The 16,067-nt window shown below is 64.8% G+C and carries 16 protein-coding genes and 1 riboswitch; of the genes, 3 read left to right on the forward strand and 13 right to left on the reverse strand.

What is annotated here, in order from left to right; all coding sequences use genetic code 11:
- Window positions 1–320 precede the first annotated feature (320 nt).
- A complete protein-coding gene (locus tag M3O59_RS16990) occupies window positions 321–644 on the forward strand; it encodes a hypothetical protein (RefSeq protein WP_064633920.1) in 324 nt (107 codons plus the stop codon).
- A 253-nt stretch (window positions 645–897) separates the two neighbouring features.
- Here M3O59_RS16990 and M3O59_RS16995 read toward each other — a convergent pair whose 3' ends face one another.
- A complete protein-coding gene (locus M3O59_RS16995; protein ID WP_116906836.1) occupies window positions 898–1,713 on the reverse strand; it encodes a GH12 family glycosyl hydrolase domain-containing protein in 816 nt (271 codons plus the stop codon).
- Window positions 1,714–2,192: 479 nt separating this feature from the next.
- Here M3O59_RS16995 and M3O59_RS17000 point away from each other — a divergent pair, with 479 nt between their 5' ends.
- Entirely contained in the window at window positions 2,193–3,137 is a 945-nt protein-coding gene (locus M3O59_RS17000; protein ID WP_116906835.1) for a DegV family protein, read from the forward strand.
- A 596-nt stretch (window positions 3,138–3,733) separates the two neighbouring features.
- Here the strand turns inward: M3O59_RS17000 and M3O59_RS17005 are convergent.
- From M3O59_RS17005 to M3O59_RS17030, 6 genes are all read right to left on the reverse strand, one after another.
- Entirely contained in the window at window positions 3,734–5,314 is a 1,581-nt protein-coding gene (locus M3O59_RS17005; protein WP_116906834.1) for a CocE/NonD family hydrolase, read from the reverse strand.
- Between the two features lie 183 nt (window positions 5,315–5,497).
- A complete protein-coding gene (gene thiL, locus M3O59_RS17010; RefSeq protein ID WP_116906833.1) occupies window positions 5,498–6,472 on the reverse strand; it encodes a thiamine-phosphate kinase in 975 nt (324 codons plus the stop codon).
- 198 nt (window positions 6,473–6,670) lie between these two features.
- Window positions 6,671–7,165 (reverse strand): transcription antitermination factor NusB, encoded by a 495-nt coding sequence (gene nusB, locus M3O59_RS17015; protein ID WP_116906832.1) that lies wholly within the window; start codon window positions 7,163–7,165, stop codon window positions 6,671–6,673.
- Complete coding sequence (gene ribH, locus M3O59_RS17020) at window positions 7,162–7,626, reverse strand: 6,7-dimethyl-8-ribityllumazine synthase (RefSeq protein WP_064633881.1); 465 nt, start codon at window positions 7,624–7,626, stop codon at window positions 7,162–7,164. The genes nusB and ribH overlap by 4 nt, the downstream gene beginning before the upstream one ends.
- Before the next feature lie 316 nt (window positions 7,627–7,942).
- The gene (gene ribB, locus M3O59_RS17025; RefSeq protein ID WP_064633883.1) at window positions 7,943–9,082 is read right to left on the reverse strand and encodes a 3,4-dihydroxy-2-butanone-4-phosphate synthase; all 1,140 of its coding nucleotides are present in this window, start codon (window positions 9,080–9,082) and stop codon (window positions 7,943–7,945) included.
- A complete protein-coding gene (locus tag M3O59_RS17030) occupies window positions 9,079–9,681 on the reverse strand; it encodes a riboflavin synthase (protein WP_116906831.1) in 603 nt (200 codons plus the stop codon). The genes ribB and M3O59_RS17030 overlap by 4 nt, the downstream gene beginning before the upstream one ends.
- Before the next feature lie 167 nt (window positions 9,682–9,848).
- Window positions 9,849–10,023: riboswitch (FMN riboswitch) on the reverse strand.
- A 217-nt stretch (window positions 10,024–10,240) separates the two neighbouring features.
- Between M3O59_RS17030 and M3O59_RS17035 the strand changes: the two genes are divergently transcribed.
- On the forward strand, window positions 10,241–10,864 hold the full coding sequence (locus tag M3O59_RS17035; protein ID WP_116906830.1) for a hypothetical protein: 624 nt from the start codon (window positions 10,241–10,243) through the stop codon (window positions 10,862–10,864).
- Window positions 10,865–10,889: 25 nt separating this feature from the next.
- Here the strand turns inward: M3O59_RS17035 and M3O59_RS17040 are convergent.
- The 6 genes from M3O59_RS17040 to M3O59_RS17065 form a co-directional block, all read right to left on the reverse strand.
- Window positions 10,890–11,688 (reverse strand): IS5 family transposase gene (locus tag M3O59_RS17040; protein WP_373419007.1). Its coding sequence is split into 2 segments (ribosomal slippage): window positions 10,890–11,418 and window positions 11,417–11,688, totalling 801 coding nucleotides; the frame shifts between segments, so codons are not numbered across the junction.
- 81 nt (window positions 11,689–11,769) lie between these two features.
- Window positions 11,770–12,879, reverse strand: a complete 1,110-nt coding sequence (gene ribD, locus M3O59_RS17045) for a bifunctional diaminohydroxyphosphoribosylaminopyrimidine deaminase/5-amino-6-(5-phosphoribosylamino)uracil reductase RibD (RefSeq protein ID WP_064633890.1) — start codon at window positions 12,877–12,879, stop codon at window positions 11,770–11,772.
- Window positions 12,876–13,361, reverse strand: a complete 486-nt coding sequence (locus tag M3O59_RS17050) for a GNAT family N-acetyltransferase (RefSeq protein ID WP_064633892.1) — start codon at window positions 13,359–13,361, stop codon at window positions 12,876–12,878. Before M3O59_RS17050 ends, ribD begins: the two co-directional genes overlap by 4 nt.
- Entirely contained in the window at window positions 13,358–13,882 is a 525-nt protein-coding gene (gene nrdR, locus M3O59_RS17055; RefSeq protein WP_003490311.1) for a transcriptional regulator NrdR, read from the reverse strand. The genes M3O59_RS17050 and nrdR overlap by 4 nt, the downstream gene beginning before the upstream one ends.
- 102 nt (window positions 13,883–13,984) lie before the next feature.
- Window positions 13,985–15,238: a serine hydroxymethyltransferase gene (glyA, locus tag M3O59_RS17060; protein ID WP_116905724.1), complete on the reverse strand. Its 1,254-nt coding sequence runs from the start codon at window positions 15,236–15,238 to the stop codon at window positions 13,985–13,987.
- Between the two features lie 197 nt (window positions 15,239–15,435).
- Window positions 15,436–15,954 carry an RcnB family protein gene (locus M3O59_RS17065; protein WP_116905768.1) on the reverse strand — a complete coding sequence of 173 codons (519 nt, stop codon included), beginning with the start codon at window positions 15,952–15,954 and terminating at the stop codon, window positions 15,436–15,438.
- Between the last annotated feature and the right edge of the window lie 113 nt (window positions 15,955–16,067).

Here is a 16,067-nt window from a genome sequence, read left to right on the forward strand (position 1 = left end):
CGCGCCGCGTTCGTCAGCATCACGCTGGCCTGCTCCCCGGCAGCGTTGCCTATATCGCGCTCGGCACTACCGCCACCCTGCACGATCTGCTGATATACCTGATCGGCGGTGGTCTGGCGTACATGGGCGATGTGCTCTCATGGCGTGGTGCCGCGTCTCGCTGGCGGCCGTCGCTGCAGTGATGCAGCCCATCAGGCCTATCGCATGTCTCCGGTTCCACTCCTGGCCGTGTTCGACAGCCGCGGTGTCTTGCCACGGCGGATGCCGTGTGCCCGCACCGCCGTTGCGCGACCGTGAGTTCGCTGTTTCAAGGCGGTGGCTTGCGTTCGATTGATCGCAACGTGCTGCGCCAGGCCCCCGCCAATCTGCAGCGCGGGATGGAGGCAGTGGGCGGGCGCTTGATTCTCACCGCCGACGCGCTGCTGTTTCAGCCGCATGCGTTCAACGTGCAGACCCGCTCGCTGAGCGTGCCCCTGCGGCAAATCGTGGCAGTGCAGCCCTGCTGGACGCGCCTGCTCGGCCTGGTGCCGATCGCGCCCACATCGTTGGCGGTGCGCTTGAACGATGGCAATGCACACCGCTTCGTGCTGGGCAAGCGCAGACAATGGATGGCCGACATTGATGCGGCACGTGGTGCGTTGTAGGCAACACCACCGGAGGTGATTGCAGACGTGGCCATCCATGTAAACCGCTCACGGTGGCCTCATCCGATGTGCGACGCCGGCGCTGCACGCGCCGCACATGCGACCACTTCATTGTGTGGTGTGTAGCGAAGCTTCGCAGGTACTCGCTACCGAGCACCGACAGGCAGCGCGCAGATTGCGACGTGCCCATGCCTCAAAAGTGTGTGCGAGCCACCCAGTGCCGGCAGCCCGCACAGTACGTTAGACGCTGCGCTTACTTGGCGTCCATGGTCGCGCTGACCTTGGCCCAGCCATTGCCGCGCACCACTTCGAAGCCCGCTTCGGCCGCATGCAGATACATGCTGTTGTTGTAGCGGCCATCCTTGGAGCGGTTGTTCTGCAACCAGGTCAGGAACGGCTTGGCGTCGATGTTGAGACTGCCGCTGGTCTTGAGCGTCGGCTGGCCGGCGGTGCCGGTCGGGATGAAGGTGTAGACGTAATAGCCGGCACCGGAATTGAAGCCTTCCCACAGGTCGAAGGTGCGCCCACCCGCCGTGATGACCTTGGTCGCGGTCACGGTGCCGATCGGCCAGGAGTTGTGGTCGCCCCAGATCATCACTTCCAGCTGCGGATTACCCTTGGCGGTGTCCCAGCGGAAAAAGATGTCGTAGGCAAAATCGCCCGCCAGGTTGGTGCCGCCAGCGCTGTAGTTGAACTTGAAGGGCAGTGAGCTGATCGACGAGATCTGCTTGGGAAACAGCTTGTCGCTGGTCGGGTTCCAGTCGTAGTGCCAGCCACGCACGATCGCCGGGTAGCCGTACAGGTTGTAGTCGGCGAAGTTGAAGGTGACCGTCAGCTCGGGCGTGCTGCCGGTCCCGAAGGTGCCCTGGATGATGTTGTTGGGATCGTTGAAATTGTTCACCCACGCATAGTGGTTGCCGAAGATCTTGTACGGCCCGGCGAGCGCCGCCGGGGCGAGTGCCACCAGACCGATGGCCAGCGCCGCGGTCCACCAGCGCGATGCGCGCCGCCGCGTCGTCGGCGCCCGGGCGCCGGTCTGGATGAGGTTGCTGGATGGGCTGTTGTGCATGTTGACTCTCCGTGATTCAGCGCGGCAGCGCCAGTACGGCGCCGTCGGGATCCGCCTTGCGGCGGTGGAGTTGAACCCTAGCAGCGGCGTCGTGAGGGGAGCTATAGCGATTCCGGCAGGCCTGTGCAGCCGAGCAGGATAGCGGGCGCTACCCTGCACTCGCAGCGTGCGCTGGCTCTCAGTTAGTCACCTGGATCGGCACGCTGATGCATGTACCGCTCAGAGACGCCAGAGCGCTGTGGCCACGAATGCTGCAGAGCCACATACGCAGCCACCACCACGCCCACGCATGCCGGTTGTGGCGCTACCTGTCGATGCACCGTAATTCCAGAGCGGTGGCATGGCGGTGCATGCGGCCTGCCCGGCTGCCCCCCCGCCCTCTGCACCCTCGAACCGCCCCCACATCAGGCCAACGCGTCGGGGCCGTTTTGCGATAGCGTTCGCACTGCAGACAACGCAAGAGCCGAAGGGAGCGACGAATGCGTATCGGAATCGTGGTGGACAGTGCGTGCGACCTGCCGCAGGACTTCATTCAACGCAACAACGTGACTGTGCTGCCAATCAGCGTGCGCATCGGCGAGGCCGTGCTGGCCGATCATCGCGACGAAGAAGCCACGCTGAGCTTTCTTCAGGCGCATGTGGCCGAGCGCGGCCACGAGGCCGAGACCACGCCGTTTTCGGTCAACCAGATCCGCGACCTGTTCCTGAAACAGCTGGTCATCGACTACGACCACGTGTTCTGCCTGACCATTTCCAAGCTGCGCAGCCAGATCTTCGACAACGCCATGCAGGCCAGCTTCGCCATCCTCAACGACTACAAGCCGATCCGTCAGGCCGCCGGCCACACGTCGCCGTTTGCGCTGCGGGTGGTCGACACGCTCAACCTGTTCGCCGGCCAGGGCATCACTGCGGTGGAAGCCGTCCGCCTGCGCGAGCAGGGCCAGGGCGTCGCGGCCATCCGCACCCGCCTGGAACACCTGGCCGAGCACACCTACGGCTACATGATCCCGCGCGATCTCTACTACCTGCGTGCACGTGCACGCACCAAGGGCGACCGCAGCATCGGCCTGATCGGTGCTGCGCTGGGCAGCGCGCTGGACATCAAACCGGTGCTGCGCGCCTACCGCGGCGTCACCGAGCCGGTGGCCAAGCTCAAGGGCTTCGAGCCTTCGGCAGAAAAATTGTTCGGCTTTACCGTACGCAAGATCCGCGAAGGCCTGATGACCCCGACAGTGTGCGTCGGCTACGGCGGCGAACTCGCCGAGTTGCACGCCCTGCCCGGCTACAAAGCGCTGCAGAGCGCCTGCCAGACCCATGGTGTAGAACTGTTCGAAAGCGTGATGAGCCTGACCGGCATGGTCAACGTCGGCAAGGGCGCCCTGGCGGTCGCATTTGCCGCCGAACCACACACGTTTTCGGCTTGAAACATGGGCGAAGGCGTGATGCCCTCCTCACACCAGCAAGTCAGCGGACTGCAGGTTAAAACCTTTGCACACCGACCGTCTCAACTGGTCCTTGCAGCAAACGCAAGGCGTCGAAGGCGCGGTGAGGACACCGCGCCACACAGTTGGCCGGTGGTCGCGTGAAAGCTGCTTGTAGCGCGTTGCGCATCCGGTGTTGAGCCGGCGCGTCATGATCGAACAATGCGCATCAATCACGGCTCCTACCGTGCACACCGACCATCTCGCCTGGTCCTTGCCCGCCCACCGTCGCGGGACCTTGAGCGGCATGGATGCCGCGCCAGAGCTACATGGACGTACTTGCAGCGTGTCCTGCGATGGTGGGCGGGCAAGGGCCACGCAGAAACGTTACAGAGCTGAATCTTTTAGCTCTGAATCTATGAAGCTAAAGAGCTTAATCATCGAAGCTAGCCATTCCCTTCCCGAACGGCGAGTTCTGAGCTCATGACAACTGCCTGACTTGCGACACCTGATGCGTCACACGATGCCTTCTTCGCATGCAGAATCGATATCCACTACGTCTCCAAGACGACGCTTCGCGCTGCACGCAAATCGAAGCATCATCGCAACGACAGGTTCAACACCGAAGGTGTTGCCACCGGCGAGGAGAATGTCACCGTGCCGCCGCCGTCGCTGGCATCGGTGTAACGCACATCGCGGGTATCGATCACCAGTACCAGCCGCTGCCCTGCGGGAATTTCGGTTGCTGCCGCCTGCAGCGTCCAGTCCAGCGTGACTGCGCGTCCCGGCGTGGCATTGCGTAACGAATATGGCGCGTGTGTGATCAGTTGCGCCACGCCCAGACCATCCATGCGATACAGATACGCGAACAGACTCACCTTCGACTGACTGGGTACGACGGTCACGCGCAGCGAGGGGCTTCCGGCCAGGCGCCGGGCACTGCTCGATGGCGAGCCGACCCATACTGCGGCACCTGCGCGGTTGACCAGCGGAATCGAGGTGCTCACCGGCACGCCGATGCCTTGCAATAAACCGCTGACCAGCACGACGCCGGAATCGGCCAAGGTCGGTACGTCGGTGACGATGCCCGACTGCCATCCGCTCGAGGTCCCACCGATCAATCCACCGGTCGGGCTGAGCAAACCGGCAGGTGCGGACAGGCCAAGTTGCGTGGTTTCCTGTTGTACCGACGCCCAGTCCGGATAGTCCAACCATTGCCCGGCCCGTGGCGACAGCCGCACCGGCGCTTCGGTATCCACCCCGTTACGGACTTGCTTGAGATGGCGATCGAACCAGCGCGTGGTCGCGGTGTACACCTCGTTCGGCAATCCCAACGCACCGGGTAGCTCGGCGGTGGCGTGATCGCCCTGGCTGAGCAGCAATTGTTTCGGGCCACGCAACTGGTTGAAGAATGCGATGGTCTGGTTCGGCGGGAACAACCCATCGTTGAACGCATTGCCCAGCAGTACCGCAGTGCCGCGCGCATTGAGCGCCGCCACATCGGTGGCCGGGCTGCGCGATGCGGCCTGCGGCAGGAAGCCCTGCACCGCGCCGTCGTAATCGCCTTGCGCAACGCGTGCGCCGATCTGCGCCAGATCCGGCCCGGCCCGCCCGGTCAGCGCGCCCGCGCCGACCAACAGCCCGACGCCTTGTTGGCTGACAGTGCGATTGGAATACAGAGACGCTTCCAGATCGGCCCAACCGCTGAGCGCAGCCACCGCCTTGATGCGTGGGTCGCGCTCGGCCGCCAGCAGGCTGATGCCCGCACCGTAGGAAATGCCCGACGCACCGATCGCGTTCGGATTGGCCGGCGTATGCGCCAGCGCCCAGTCGATCACCGCGCTGACGTCTTCCACCGTGTCCGGCCCGGCGATGTCGATCTGCCCGGCCGAATCCCAGAATCCGCGCGAGGTGTAGCTCACCACCACGTAGCCGTCGCTGGCCAACAGGCTGGCGCGACCCAGGTATTCCAGATTGGGCAGCGACCAACTGGCCGGCATCACGATCAGCGGAAACGGCCCGGCACCCTGTCCCTGCGGTACCAGCACCAGTGCGCCCATCTGCGCGCCATCCCAGCCGGGAATGCGTTCGTAGGTCTTGCTGAAGGCGCCCGCCACTGCCGACGCCGAAGCCACCAGCAACGCCAATGCGGCGATGCTTCCGATCCAACGCTTGCTCATGTTGCTCTCTCCCACGCGAGGCCGGGCCGGGATAGCCCAGCGGCAACTGCCATGCATCCGTGGTTCGGGGGAGAACATCGCGAACGTACCAGACGGTACGGTATGGATCAAGGTGCGGGAATCGGAGTCGGGAGTGCCGGACCTGCAGTCACCCGGGCAGGGATCACCTCGGCCGCGAGCGTTTCAGCCGACGAAGTGCTGGTAGCCGCGCTGCGGCGGTTGCCAGGGGTTGCCGTCGGCGTCGTGCACTACCACGCCGGGCGTTGCGACAATCTGGCCGATGCGCGTTGCCGCTACCTCGGCGAACTCCATTGCCTGCGCCACCGCATCGCGGTGCTGCGGCGCGGCGGTGAAACACAGCTCGTAATCGTCGCCACCGCCAAACTGCCAGCCGAGGCACTGCAATGCGCTGATCCCGGCGCTGCGCGGCATCGCCGGCAAGGCAGCACGTGTCAGTTGCGCGCCCACGCCGCTGCGTTCGCACAGATGCCCCAGATCGGCCAGCAGCCCGTCGGAGATGTCCACGCAGGCATGCGCAAGCCCGCGCAAACGCAGCCCGGCCTGCACGCGTGGCTGCGGACGCAGCAGGCGGCCGCGCCACCGTTCATACAAGGGCTCGGCAGCCATGCAGGTCACCTCCAGCTGCCCGGCTTGCCACAGCGCCAACGCAGCAGCGGCCTCTCCCGGCGCGCCGGTTACCCACACGTCATCGCCCAGACGCGCACCGTCGCGACGCAGCGCCGCACCCGGCGGTACGCTGCCGATCGCCGTCACCGCGCACGAGAGTGGCCCGCGTGTGGTGTCGCCACCGACCAGCACGATGTCGTGCGCATCGGCCAGCGCGAAAAAACCGTCGGCAAACGCATCCACCCACGCCGCATCGTCGTGCGGCAGCGACAACGACAAGGTGCACCAACGCGGTTGCGCGCCCATCGCTGCCAGATCGGAAAGATTGACTGCCAGCGTCTTCCAGCCCAGATCGTCGGCGCGCGTCTCTTGCGGAAAATGCACACCGGCATTGAGCGTATCGGCAGTGATCGCCAATTGCTCACCAGCCGGCGGCTGCAGCAGTGCCGCATCGTCGCCAATGCCCAACGGCACATCGGCACGCGCGGCAATGCGCGCACGCAGACGGGCAATCAGATCGAATTCGGGCATTTGAAGGGCCGGGATTTGGGATTGGGCATTGGGGATTGGTCACAGCAGGCTTTGCGAGGGGCGGCATGACGGCTGGCCAGCTGCACCATCGGTGGATGCGGCAGAGCAGGTGGCGTCGATCAAGCCACGGCTGCGCCGCTCAAGCGAAGGCGCTCCCACCTTGCACGGGCGGGACCTGCGCTGGCTGCCAATCACGAATCACGAATGCCGAATCTCGGCGCCTAAGGCGCCCGACTCCACCTTGCGCCACTCCACCGCCGCACGATCGAGCACGCCGTTGACGTAGGTGTGCCCGTGTTCGGAGCCGAAGCGCTTGGCGGTTTCGATCGCCTCGTTGATCACCACGCGGTACGGCACGTCCTGGCGGTACAGCAATTCGTAGGCGGCCAGACGCAGGACTGCGCGTTCGATCGCATCGACCTCTTCCACGCCGCGGTCCAGATACGGGGTCAGCGCAGTATCCAGTTCGGCACGGTTGCTCAGTACGCCTTCAACCAGGCTTTCGAAGTAGGCCAGATCGGCTACTTCGTGCGCCTGCTCGTGCGCGAACTGGCCGATCACCTGCTTGGCGAAGCCACCGGAAATCTGCCACGCATACACCGCCTGCAAGGCACGCCTGCGTGCGCGCGAACGCAGCACCGGGTCGATGCCGTCGCGACGGCCGTGGCGTGGGTGCCCACCGGGCTTGCTCATGGCAACAACTCCATCAAGTTCACCAGTTCCAGCGCCGCAAGCGCGCATTCCTCGCCCTTGTTGCCGTGGCTGCCGCCGGCACGCGCTTCGGCATCTTCCACGCGTTCAACGGCCAGCACACCGTTGAGCACCGGCACACCGGTCTGCAACTGCACGCTCATCAGGCCTTCGGCGCACAGGTCGGCCACATGTTCGTAATGGCGGGTATCGCCACGGATCACGCAGCCCAGCGCGATGATCGCGCCATGCTGGCCGGACTGCGCCACGCGGTTGGCGGCGATCGGAATTTCCCAGGCGCCCGGCACGCGGATCACGTCGATGGCGTCTTCGCCAATGCCGTTGCCGGCCAGGCTCTGGCGCGCGCCGGTGACCAGCGCGTCGGTGATGCGGGCATTCCAGCGGCTGGCGATGATCGCAAAGCGCGCGGTGGTGGGGCGAAGATCGCCTTCGTAGTGGGTCATGCGGGTCGGCAGCTCGAGGGGGCGGGAAGTTTAACAGCTGCCGGGGCCAGGCCCGGCCGCCGCGTGCAGGCCGGGTCCGCCAAAGCAGACCTGGCCATGCGCTTCAGGAACCTGTGCAATGGCACCTATCGTCTGCGCGGCCAGCTGGCGCAGCCTTCGGCTGGAACCGGTCGCCGACACCGGCGGCCACCGTGCCGGGACACAACCGCAGCCCCTGGCGGCTGCGCGCTGTCAGCCACGCGTCAGCGCCGGCAACGGCAAGAGGGCCATCAAAAATGGATCAAATGACTGCGGTTGGTAACGGCTCGCAGCCATCTCAGGGCACGGCGGAAGGCGCCACCGAACGCAGGCCTTCGCCGGCGTGGCATTCCAGATACTCCACCACCTCCAGCCCGAACCCGGCCAACCCCACCTGACGGCGCGGGGTGCCCAGCACGCGCAGCTTGCCCAGGCCCAGCTCGGCCAGGATCTGCGCACCGGCACCATTGCGCCGCCACTGGCTGACGTCCTTGGCGTTGGCCGCGGCCTCGGGTTGCTGGCGCAGCCGCGCCAACAGCGATTCGCTGTCGCGCGGGGCCGACAGCACCACCATCACGCCCTGCCCTTCGGCGGCGATCGCACGCAGCGCATCGGTAGCCGCCACGCCGAAATCGTCGCGCTGCCAGTGCAGCAGATCGGCCAGCGGGTTTTCCACCTGCACGCGCACCAGTGTCGGCGTCTGTGGATCCGCATTGCCGCGCACCAATGCAAAGTGCAGGTCGTGCGCGATGCGGTCGCGGTAGGTCACCAGTGTGAACGGGCCGAATTCGGTGGTGATCTCGCGCTCGTCCACACGCTCGACGGTGTGCTCGTTGGCCAGGCGATAGGCGATCAGGTCGGCGATCGAGCCCATCTTCAACCCATGCTCGCGTGCGAACACTTCCAACTGCGGGCGACGCGCCATGCTGCCGTCCGGGTTGAGCACTTCCACCAGCACGCCGGCCGGTTCCAGCCCGGCCAGCATCGGCAGGTCGCTGGCAGCTTCGGTGTGGCCGGCACGGGTCAGCACGCCGCCGGGCTGCGAAATCAGCGGGAAAATATGCCCCGGCTGGCTCAGGTCCTGCGGCTTGGCATCCGGGCGCACGGCGGTGCGCACGGTGTGGGCGCGGTCGTAGGCGGAGATGCCGGTGGTCACGCCTTCGGCTGCTTCGATGCTGACGGTGAAGTTGGTCTGGAACTGCGCGGTGTTGTTGCGCACCATCGGCGCCAGGCCCAGCTGCGCGCAGCGCTCGCGGGTCAGCGACAGGCATACCAACCCGCGCGCATGGGTCACCATGAAGTTGATGTCCGACGGCTTGACCAACTCGGCGGCCATGATCAGATCGCCTTCGTTTTCGCGGTCTTCGTCGTCGACGATCACCACCATGCGCCCGGCGCGCAGTTCTTCGATCAATTCCGGAACGGGCGCGAAGTTCATGCCGCACCCCGTGTGCCGAGGAGGCGTTCGACATAGCGCGCCACCAGATCGATTTCCAGGTTCACCGCCGCGCCGACGGCGGTCTGCGCAAATGCAGTATTGGCCACCGTGTGCGGAATCAACGCAACCTCGAAGCCGTCTTCGTCTACCTCATTGACGGTCAGGCTGACGCCGTCCACGCAGATCGAGCCTTTTTTGGCCACATAGCGCAATACCGATGATGGGGCGGCAAACCGCCAGCGCTGCGCACGTGCATCGCCATGCACCGATTGCACCTGGCCCAGACCATCCACATGCCCGCTGACCAGATGCCCGCCAAGACGGTCGGTGGCCCGCATCGCGCGCTCCAGATTGAGCAGTGCGCCTTCCGGCAACGCGCCCAGCGTGGTCAGCGACAGAGTTTCGGTGGAGGCATCGGCCTGGAAGCTGCCGGCATCGAACGCAATGACCGTCAGGCACACGCCGTTGACTGCAATGCTTTCGCCCAGTTGCACCGCGTCGAACGGCAAATTGCCAGTGGCGAAGGTGAAACGCACATCGCCGCCCTGCGGCTGGCGCGCCGCCAGCTGGCCAACGCCTTCAATGATTCCGGTAAACATCAGCGTGCTCCCGCGTGCAGCAATGACACCGCGGAGATGGAGCGCTGGAACACCGCGGCACAGCGCGGCAGGTGGTGCATGGACATAGTCGTTTCTCGCAGAAGTTGAGCGAAAAACGCCGCAAGGCAAAGCAAACAGGCGCGCGCGCAGCCGCAAGGCTGCACGGTGGCCGTCTTCTTTCATCCGGACTATACCGTCGGCTCCGGCATCGGACCGGATCTGCTGACCTTCGCGCGATGCCCGACACTGCAGTGCCAACCATCGCGACGAAGCGCTCGCGGGCTCGCACGCTTGCGCGTGCCCACCGCCGGTGGGGAATCGCACCCCGCCCTGAAGACGTTCGTAAGTGCCGGCGAACCGGCCGACGCAGTTTAACAGCGCACCTCGGCGCAGTGGCTGAGCGTCAGGTGAGGCTGACGGGACACTGTGTCGTGTCGGGAAATTCCCATAGCCAGCTTTGTGAAGGATCTGTTAAATTACCCGCCGCGACGGGAGACGTCGCATTTTCCGCCTCGCAACGGGGCGGAGACACGGACATCACTTCGGAGAGAACCATCCAATGCGTACTACCCTGATTCTGGCCGCCCTGCTGGCTGCCGCCCCGTTTGCCGCCTCTGCGGAAGGCCTGAGCTACAACTATGTCGAAGGCGGCTGGAACCGTACCGACTTCAACGTCAATAATGGCAACGAAGGCATCAATGGCGGCTATCTGCGCGGTTCCTGGCAGATCGCCCAGCCGGTCTACGTCTTCGCCGGCTACCAGCGCGCCACCAAGGACTTCAACCTCGGCGCCGGCTTCACGGTCGACAGCACCCTGACGCAGGCCAACGCCGGTATCGGCTACCGCCAGGAAATGACTGAGCGCGTCGAGTTCATCGCCGACATCAGCGCGCTGCGCACCAAGGTCGATGCGGACCTGCGCCAGCGCGGCCGCTCGCTGGGCAGTAGCTCCGACTCCACCACCTTGGGCTGGGCCAACCTGGGCCTGCGTGGCAAGCCCTCGCCGCGCACCGAAGCCTGGATCAAGGCCGGCTACATCGACGGCAGCGACGTGGACGAAGGGGAGTTCGTGGGCACCCTGGGTGGCCAGGTGAACTTCACCCCGACCTGGGGCCTGGTTGGTGAAGCCCAATTCATCGACAACGCAAACCAGTACCGCGTCGGCGTGCGTGCAAGCTTCTGACCGGCATCGCGCACTAAGAACCTGTTCACAATCTTCTGAGTAACAGTGCCAAGAAGGCCAAATGGATGAACTGCAGGCTGGTGTTGAGTTTGCGCTCGCAGTTCTTCCATAGCCTTCGGTTCTTCTCCAGCCAAGCAAAACTACGCTCGACAATCCATCGCTTGGGCATGACCTTGAAGGTGTGCAGTTCGCTGCGCTTGGCAATCTGCACCGTGAGCTGCTCGCCTAAAATCTCTCGCGCGCCGCTGGCAAACGGTACTCCGGTGTAACCGCCGTCGCACAGTAAGCTTTGTACAAGCGTCAGGTTTGACTGACAGCGCTCCAACGCCTGCAGCGCACCTTTGCGGTCGGTCACCTCCGCCGTCGTCACCGCGATTGCGTGGGGCAACCCCTGACTATCAACAGCGATATGCCGTTTGATGCCCGACACCTTCTTGCCTGCGTCATACCCCTTTTGCCCAGCTGTGTCCGTGTTCTTGACGCTCTGCGCGTCCACGATCAAGAACCTGGTGCAAGCGTTGCGCCCCTGTCTCACGCGGGCCACGCCAACCTGATTTTTTGAGCGCCCGCTCCAGCAGGCTCACCCCCTCATCGTCGCACTCGCTCCACTTGGCAAAGTACGAGTGCACGGTCCGCCACTTCGGAAAGTCGCTGGGTAGCGCTCGCCATTGGCAACCGGTTCGCAGCACGTACAACACTGCGCACCACACCTCATATAAATCCACACGGCGTGGCTTGGTGCGCTTGCGCGCTTGTTCCAGGATCGGCAGCACGTGTGCGAACTGCTCCCGGCTCATGTCACTCGGATAGGTCTTTTGGCGCATCCGCATAGTCTGCACTGATCTGCGAAGATCGTGAACAGGTTCTAATAAAAAGGCCCCGCATGCGGGGCCTTTTTTTTGCACTTACACCGCCGCTGGCGGCACGTAGTGCAGACGTAGATCCTGCCCGAGCTGACGCACATCGCGTAGCTGCAGTGCATGCCGCTGCGCCATCGTTTCGATGCCAAGGCCAGCGAGCAGCGGCCGTGCGGTCTCGCCCAGCAGCACCGGGGCCATGTAGACCAACAGCTCATCGACCAGCCCGGCCTGCAACAGGGCGCCGCTCAGCGTGGCGCCGGCTTCCACATGCACTTCATTGATGCCGCGCTCGGCCAGCAATACCAGCACAGCGGCCAGATCGAAGCGACCGGCGCGCAAGGGCATCGCAGCAAATTCCGCGCCGTCCAACGCGTCTGGAACGACAGCATCGCCGTGCAGATACAACGTTGGCGCATCGCCATCGCGAATGTTCTTGCACGCCACTGTGCGCAAGCCGGCATCCAGCACCACACGCAGCGGCGGCACGACTGTGCTGCCATCCCCCAGCCGCACCGTCATCGCTGGGTCGTCGGCCAACACCGTGCCTGCACCGGTAAGGATCGCGCCGGCGCGCGCACGCCAGCGCTGCACGTCTGCACGTGCGTCGGGACCGGTAATCCATTTGGATTCGCCGCTGGCCAGCGCAGTGCGTCCGTCCAGACTGGCGCCGAGCTTGACCCGTAGCCACGGCCGCCCACGCTCCACGCGCGACAGAAAGCCCTGGTTCAAAGCGCGCGCCTGGGCTTGCATCACGCCGCTAAGCACGTCGATTCCGGCCTCGCGCAGCAATGCAAAGCCACCGCCGTTGACCTGCGGAAACGGGTCGGCCATCGCCGCAACCACACGCTTCACACCTGCCTCGATCAAGGCCAACGCACACGGTGGCGTGCGCCCGTAATGCGCGCACGGCTCCAGCGTCACGTACGCGGTGGCACCGCGCGCCAGCTCGCCGGCTGCACGCAGCGCGAAGACTTCGGCATGCGGGCCGCCGGCACGTTGATGAAAGCCTTCGCCCACGCGCACGCCATCGCGCACGATCACGCAGCCCACCATCGGGTTGGGGCGCGTGGTGTAGGCGCCCCGCTCGGCCAGGCGTAACGCCTGCGCCATCCAGCGGTGGTCGTCGGCACTCGCGATCGCTGCTGTTTCACTCATTGCGTTGCCACTCCCGGCGCGATGCACATCACCACAATCTGCATCGGGCCCAGCAAAAATTCGGTATGCGTTCGCCATCCCAGGCGCTGGTAAAACGGCGCCAATGCCGGCTGGCAATACAGGTAGAGCAGCGGCACGCCCAGCCGCGCGGCGGCCTGTACGCAATGCGCCACCAGCGCCTCGCCGATGCCCTGCCCGCGTGCCTGCGGCTGCACATACAACGAGGCCAGCCAGGGCGACCATTGCCGGATGCGTGCATCGTCGTTTTCGAGCAGGCTCACCGAACCCAGCCACTGCGTCTGATCCAGCGCCACCCAGCTCGTGGGAATCACGCCATCGCGCGTATGGCTACGCAATTCGCTCAGCGCTTCGTCGAAGTTCCAGTCCGGCAACAACGCGCCAAAGGCCTGCAGATGCGCTTGCGCAATCGCAGGCAAATGCTCCGGCGTTTCTGCGACGCAGGCGATGCGCACCGCGCTCACCGCTTGCCGGGTTTGCCGGCACGTTCCAGGGCTGCTTCCAATAGCGGCAACTGCTCGCTGCCGACCGGCAGTTCGCGTTCGAGCTTTTCGATTTCCTCGCGGAAATCGGCCACGTCCTGAAAGCTGCGGTAAACCGAGGCAAAGCGCACATAGCCGACATGATCGAGCTTGCGCAGCTCCACCATCACGTATTCGCCCACGCGCAACGAACCCACTTCGCGCTCGCCGGACATCCGCAGCTGATGCACGACCGCGCGTACCGCCGCTTCAATCTGTTCTTCGGCGACGGGCCGCTTTTGCAGCGCGCGGTCGAAGCTGGTGCGCAATTTGCGCGCATCGAACGCCTCACGCCCACCGTCGCTCTTGACCACGGTGGGCAACTTCAGTTCGATCGTTTCCAACGTGCTGAAACGCTCACCGCACGCCTCGCACTCGCGGCGCCGACGAATCGTCGTACCGTCTTCGGACACCCGCGAATCGATCACGCGGGTGTCGTTGTGCTGGCAGAAGGGGCAGTGCATCAGGGTGCCGGGATTGGAGAGTGGGGATTAGGGATTGGCAACAGCAGGAGCAAGGACGCGCCTGCGGCGCATCCCCAATCCCGAATCACCAATCCCGGCACCTCAGCCATACACCGGATACTTTTTGCACTGCGCGGTCACCGCGTCGCGGACTTTCGCCAGCACGGTTTCGTCGCTCGGCGCATCCAGCACGTCGGCGATCCAGTTGGCCAGGTCGATGCTGTCCTGCTCCTTGTAACCGCGCGTGGTGATTGCCGGGGTGCCCAGGCGCAGACCGGAGGTGACGAACGGCGAGCGTGGATCGTTGGGCACCGCGTTCTTGTTGACGGTGATGTGCGCCTTGCCGAGCGCGGCTTCTGCGTCCTTGCCGGAGACGTCGCGGCCGATCATGTCGACCAGCATCAGATGGTTTTCGGTACCCCCGGAGACGATCTTGTAACCACGCGCGATCAGCGTGTTGGCCATCGCCTGGGCATTCTTCACCACTTGCTGCTGGTAGGTCTTGAACGCCGGCTCCAGCGCCTCCTTGAACGCAACCGCCTTGGCGGCGATGACATGCATCAGCGGGCCGCCCTGGATACCGGGGAACACGATCGACTGCAGCTTCTTCTGTAGCTCTTCGCTTGCGCCATTGGCCACGATGATGCCGCCACGCGGGCCGCGCAGGGTCTTGTGCGTGGTCGAGGTGACCACGTGCGCATGCTCCATCGGACTCGGGTACACGCCGGCGGCGACCAGGCCGGCGACGTGCGCCATGTCCACGAACAGATACGCACCAACGCTGTCGGCAATGGCGCGGAAGCGCGCCCAGTCGATCTTCTGCGAGTAGGCAGAGAAACCGGCTACCACCATCTTCGGCGTGTGCTCGGTGGCCAGGCGCTGAACCTCGTCATAGTCGATCAGGCCCCGCTCGTTGACGCCGTACTGCACGGCGTTGAACAACTTGCCGGAGACATTGACCTTGGCGCCGTGGGTCAGGTGGCCGCCATGCGCCAGGCTCATGCCCAGAATGGTGTCGCCCGGCTGCAGCAGCGCCAGATACACCGCCTGGTTGGCCTGCGAACCGCTGTGCGGCTGCACGTTTGCATAGTCTGCTCCGAACACCTGCTTGATGCGCTCGATCGCCAGCTGCTCGGCGATGTCGACGAACTCGCAGCCACCGTAGTAGCGCTTGCCCGGATAGCCTTCGGCGTACTTGTTGGTCAGCTGGCTGCCCTGCGCTTCCATCACCAGCGGGCTGCAATAGTTCTCGCTGGCGATCAGCTCGACATGATCCTCCTGGCGGCCGGCTTCAGCGGCGATGGCCTTGGCCAGTTCGGGGTCGTAGGTTTCCAGTCGGACGTCGCGCGAGAACATTCGAAGCTCCGGGGCAGCTGTTGCCAGTAGGGGCGCCGATTGTAAGCCCCCCATGCACGGGTGACCAATCGCCAGGCTGTCGCAGCCAGCAGGGCGCTTGTCGATGTCCCTGCGCCGCAACGACAAAGGCGCACCGGAGTGCGCCTTTGGGTGATGGCCCGCCCGCGTGGAGGAGCAGCGGGACGCGGAAGGCCGGCTTAGTTGTTGAGCACCAGGTCGGCGATGATGCCGGTGGCGATAGCCACCATCAGCAGGTTGCCGCGGTCGTCGCGCTGCCAGCGGTAACCGTACGGCGGGCGGCGCAGGTCATAGCGGTCGTAATCGTTCACCACATAGACCGGGCCGTGATAGCGCTGGCCGCGGGCCCAGTACGGACGCGGCGGCGGGCCGGCGCGGTAGTACACGGGGCGGTCGTAGACATAGACGCGGTTGCGGTCGTAGCGGCGGTCCTGGTAGCGGGCATCGCGGTAGCCCTCGCGGTAGCCGTTGCTGTAATAGCGGCGGTCCTGACGCCACTCGCGGCGGTCGTCACGGCGGTCACCGCGCCAGTCACGGCGATCACCGCGCCAGTCGCCACGATGATCCCGACCGTGGTCGCGGTCATGGCCGCGGCGATCATGGTCGCGGTCCCAATCCCCGGCAAACGCAGCCGGTGCGAAGGAAACCAGCGCCAGGATGGAGGAAAGCACAACGGTAACGATGCGTTTGCGGTTCATGACCAGCTCCTGTTTGCGATGTCGCAATTTCATTAAGGCGCTGCTCGCCTTAACGCATTCTTGCTGGAATCGGTTACGAAAATCCCTATTCAGGTAACAGGATGGCTGCCGTT

This window comes from Xanthomonas nasturtii, assembly GCF_023337365.3.
Classification (GTDB): domain Bacteria; phylum Pseudomonadota; class Gammaproteobacteria; order Xanthomonadales; family Xanthomonadaceae; genus Xanthomonas; species Xanthomonas nasturtii.

What these genes read in the sequence shown, in the direction of transcription:
- ribB (WP_064633883.1), bottom strand. Translation starts at nt 9,082, where the DNA reads ATGAACTTCGCGCCCGTTCCGGAATTGATCGAAGAACTGCGCGCCGGG.
- M3O59_RS16995 (WP_116906836.1), bottom strand. Translation starts at nt 1,713, where the DNA reads ATGCACAACAGCCCATCCAGCAACCTCATCCAGACCGGCGCCCGGGCG.
- glyA (WP_116905724.1), bottom strand. Translation starts at nt 15,238, where the DNA reads ATGTTCTCGCGCGACGTCCGACTGGAAACCTACGACCCCGAACTGGCC.
- nrdR (WP_003490311.1), bottom strand. Translation starts at nt 13,882, where the DNA reads ATGCACTGCCCCTTCTGCCAGCACAACGACACCCGCGTGATCGATTCG.
- ribD (WP_064633890.1), bottom strand. Translation starts at nt 12,879, where the DNA reads ATGAGTGAAACAGCAGCGATCGCGAGTGCCGACGACCACCGCTGGATG.
- nusB (WP_116906832.1), bottom strand. Translation starts at nt 7,165, where the DNA reads ATGAGCAAGCCCGGTGGGCACCCACGCCACGGCCGTCGCGACGGCATC.
- M3O59_RS17065 (WP_116905768.1), bottom strand. Translation starts at nt 15,954, where the DNA reads ATGAACCGCAAACGCATCGTTACCGTTGTGCTTTCCTCCATCCTGGCG.
- M3O59_RS17035 (WP_116906830.1), top strand. Translation starts at nt 10,241, where the DNA reads ATGCGTACTACCCTGATTCTGGCCGCCCTGCTGGCTGCCGCCCCGTTT.
- M3O59_RS17000 (WP_116906835.1), top strand. Translation starts at nt 2,193, where the DNA reads ATGCGTATCGGAATCGTGGTGGACAGTGCGTGCGACCTGCCGCAGGAC.
- M3O59_RS17030 (WP_116906831.1), bottom strand. Translation starts at nt 9,681, where the DNA reads ATGTTTACCGGAATCATTGAAGGCGTTGGCCAGCTGGCGGCGCGCCAG.
- ribH (WP_064633881.1), bottom strand. Translation starts at nt 7,626, where the DNA reads ATGACCCACTACGAAGGCGATCTTCGCCCCACCACCGCGCGCTTTGCG.
- thiL (WP_116906833.1), bottom strand. Translation starts at nt 6,472, where the DNA reads ATGCCCGAATTCGATCTGATTGCCCGTCTGCGTGCGCGCATTGCCGCG.
- M3O59_RS17005 (WP_116906834.1), bottom strand. Translation starts at nt 5,314, where the DNA reads ATGAGCAAGCGTTGGATCGGAAGCATCGCCGCATTGGCGTTGCTGGTG.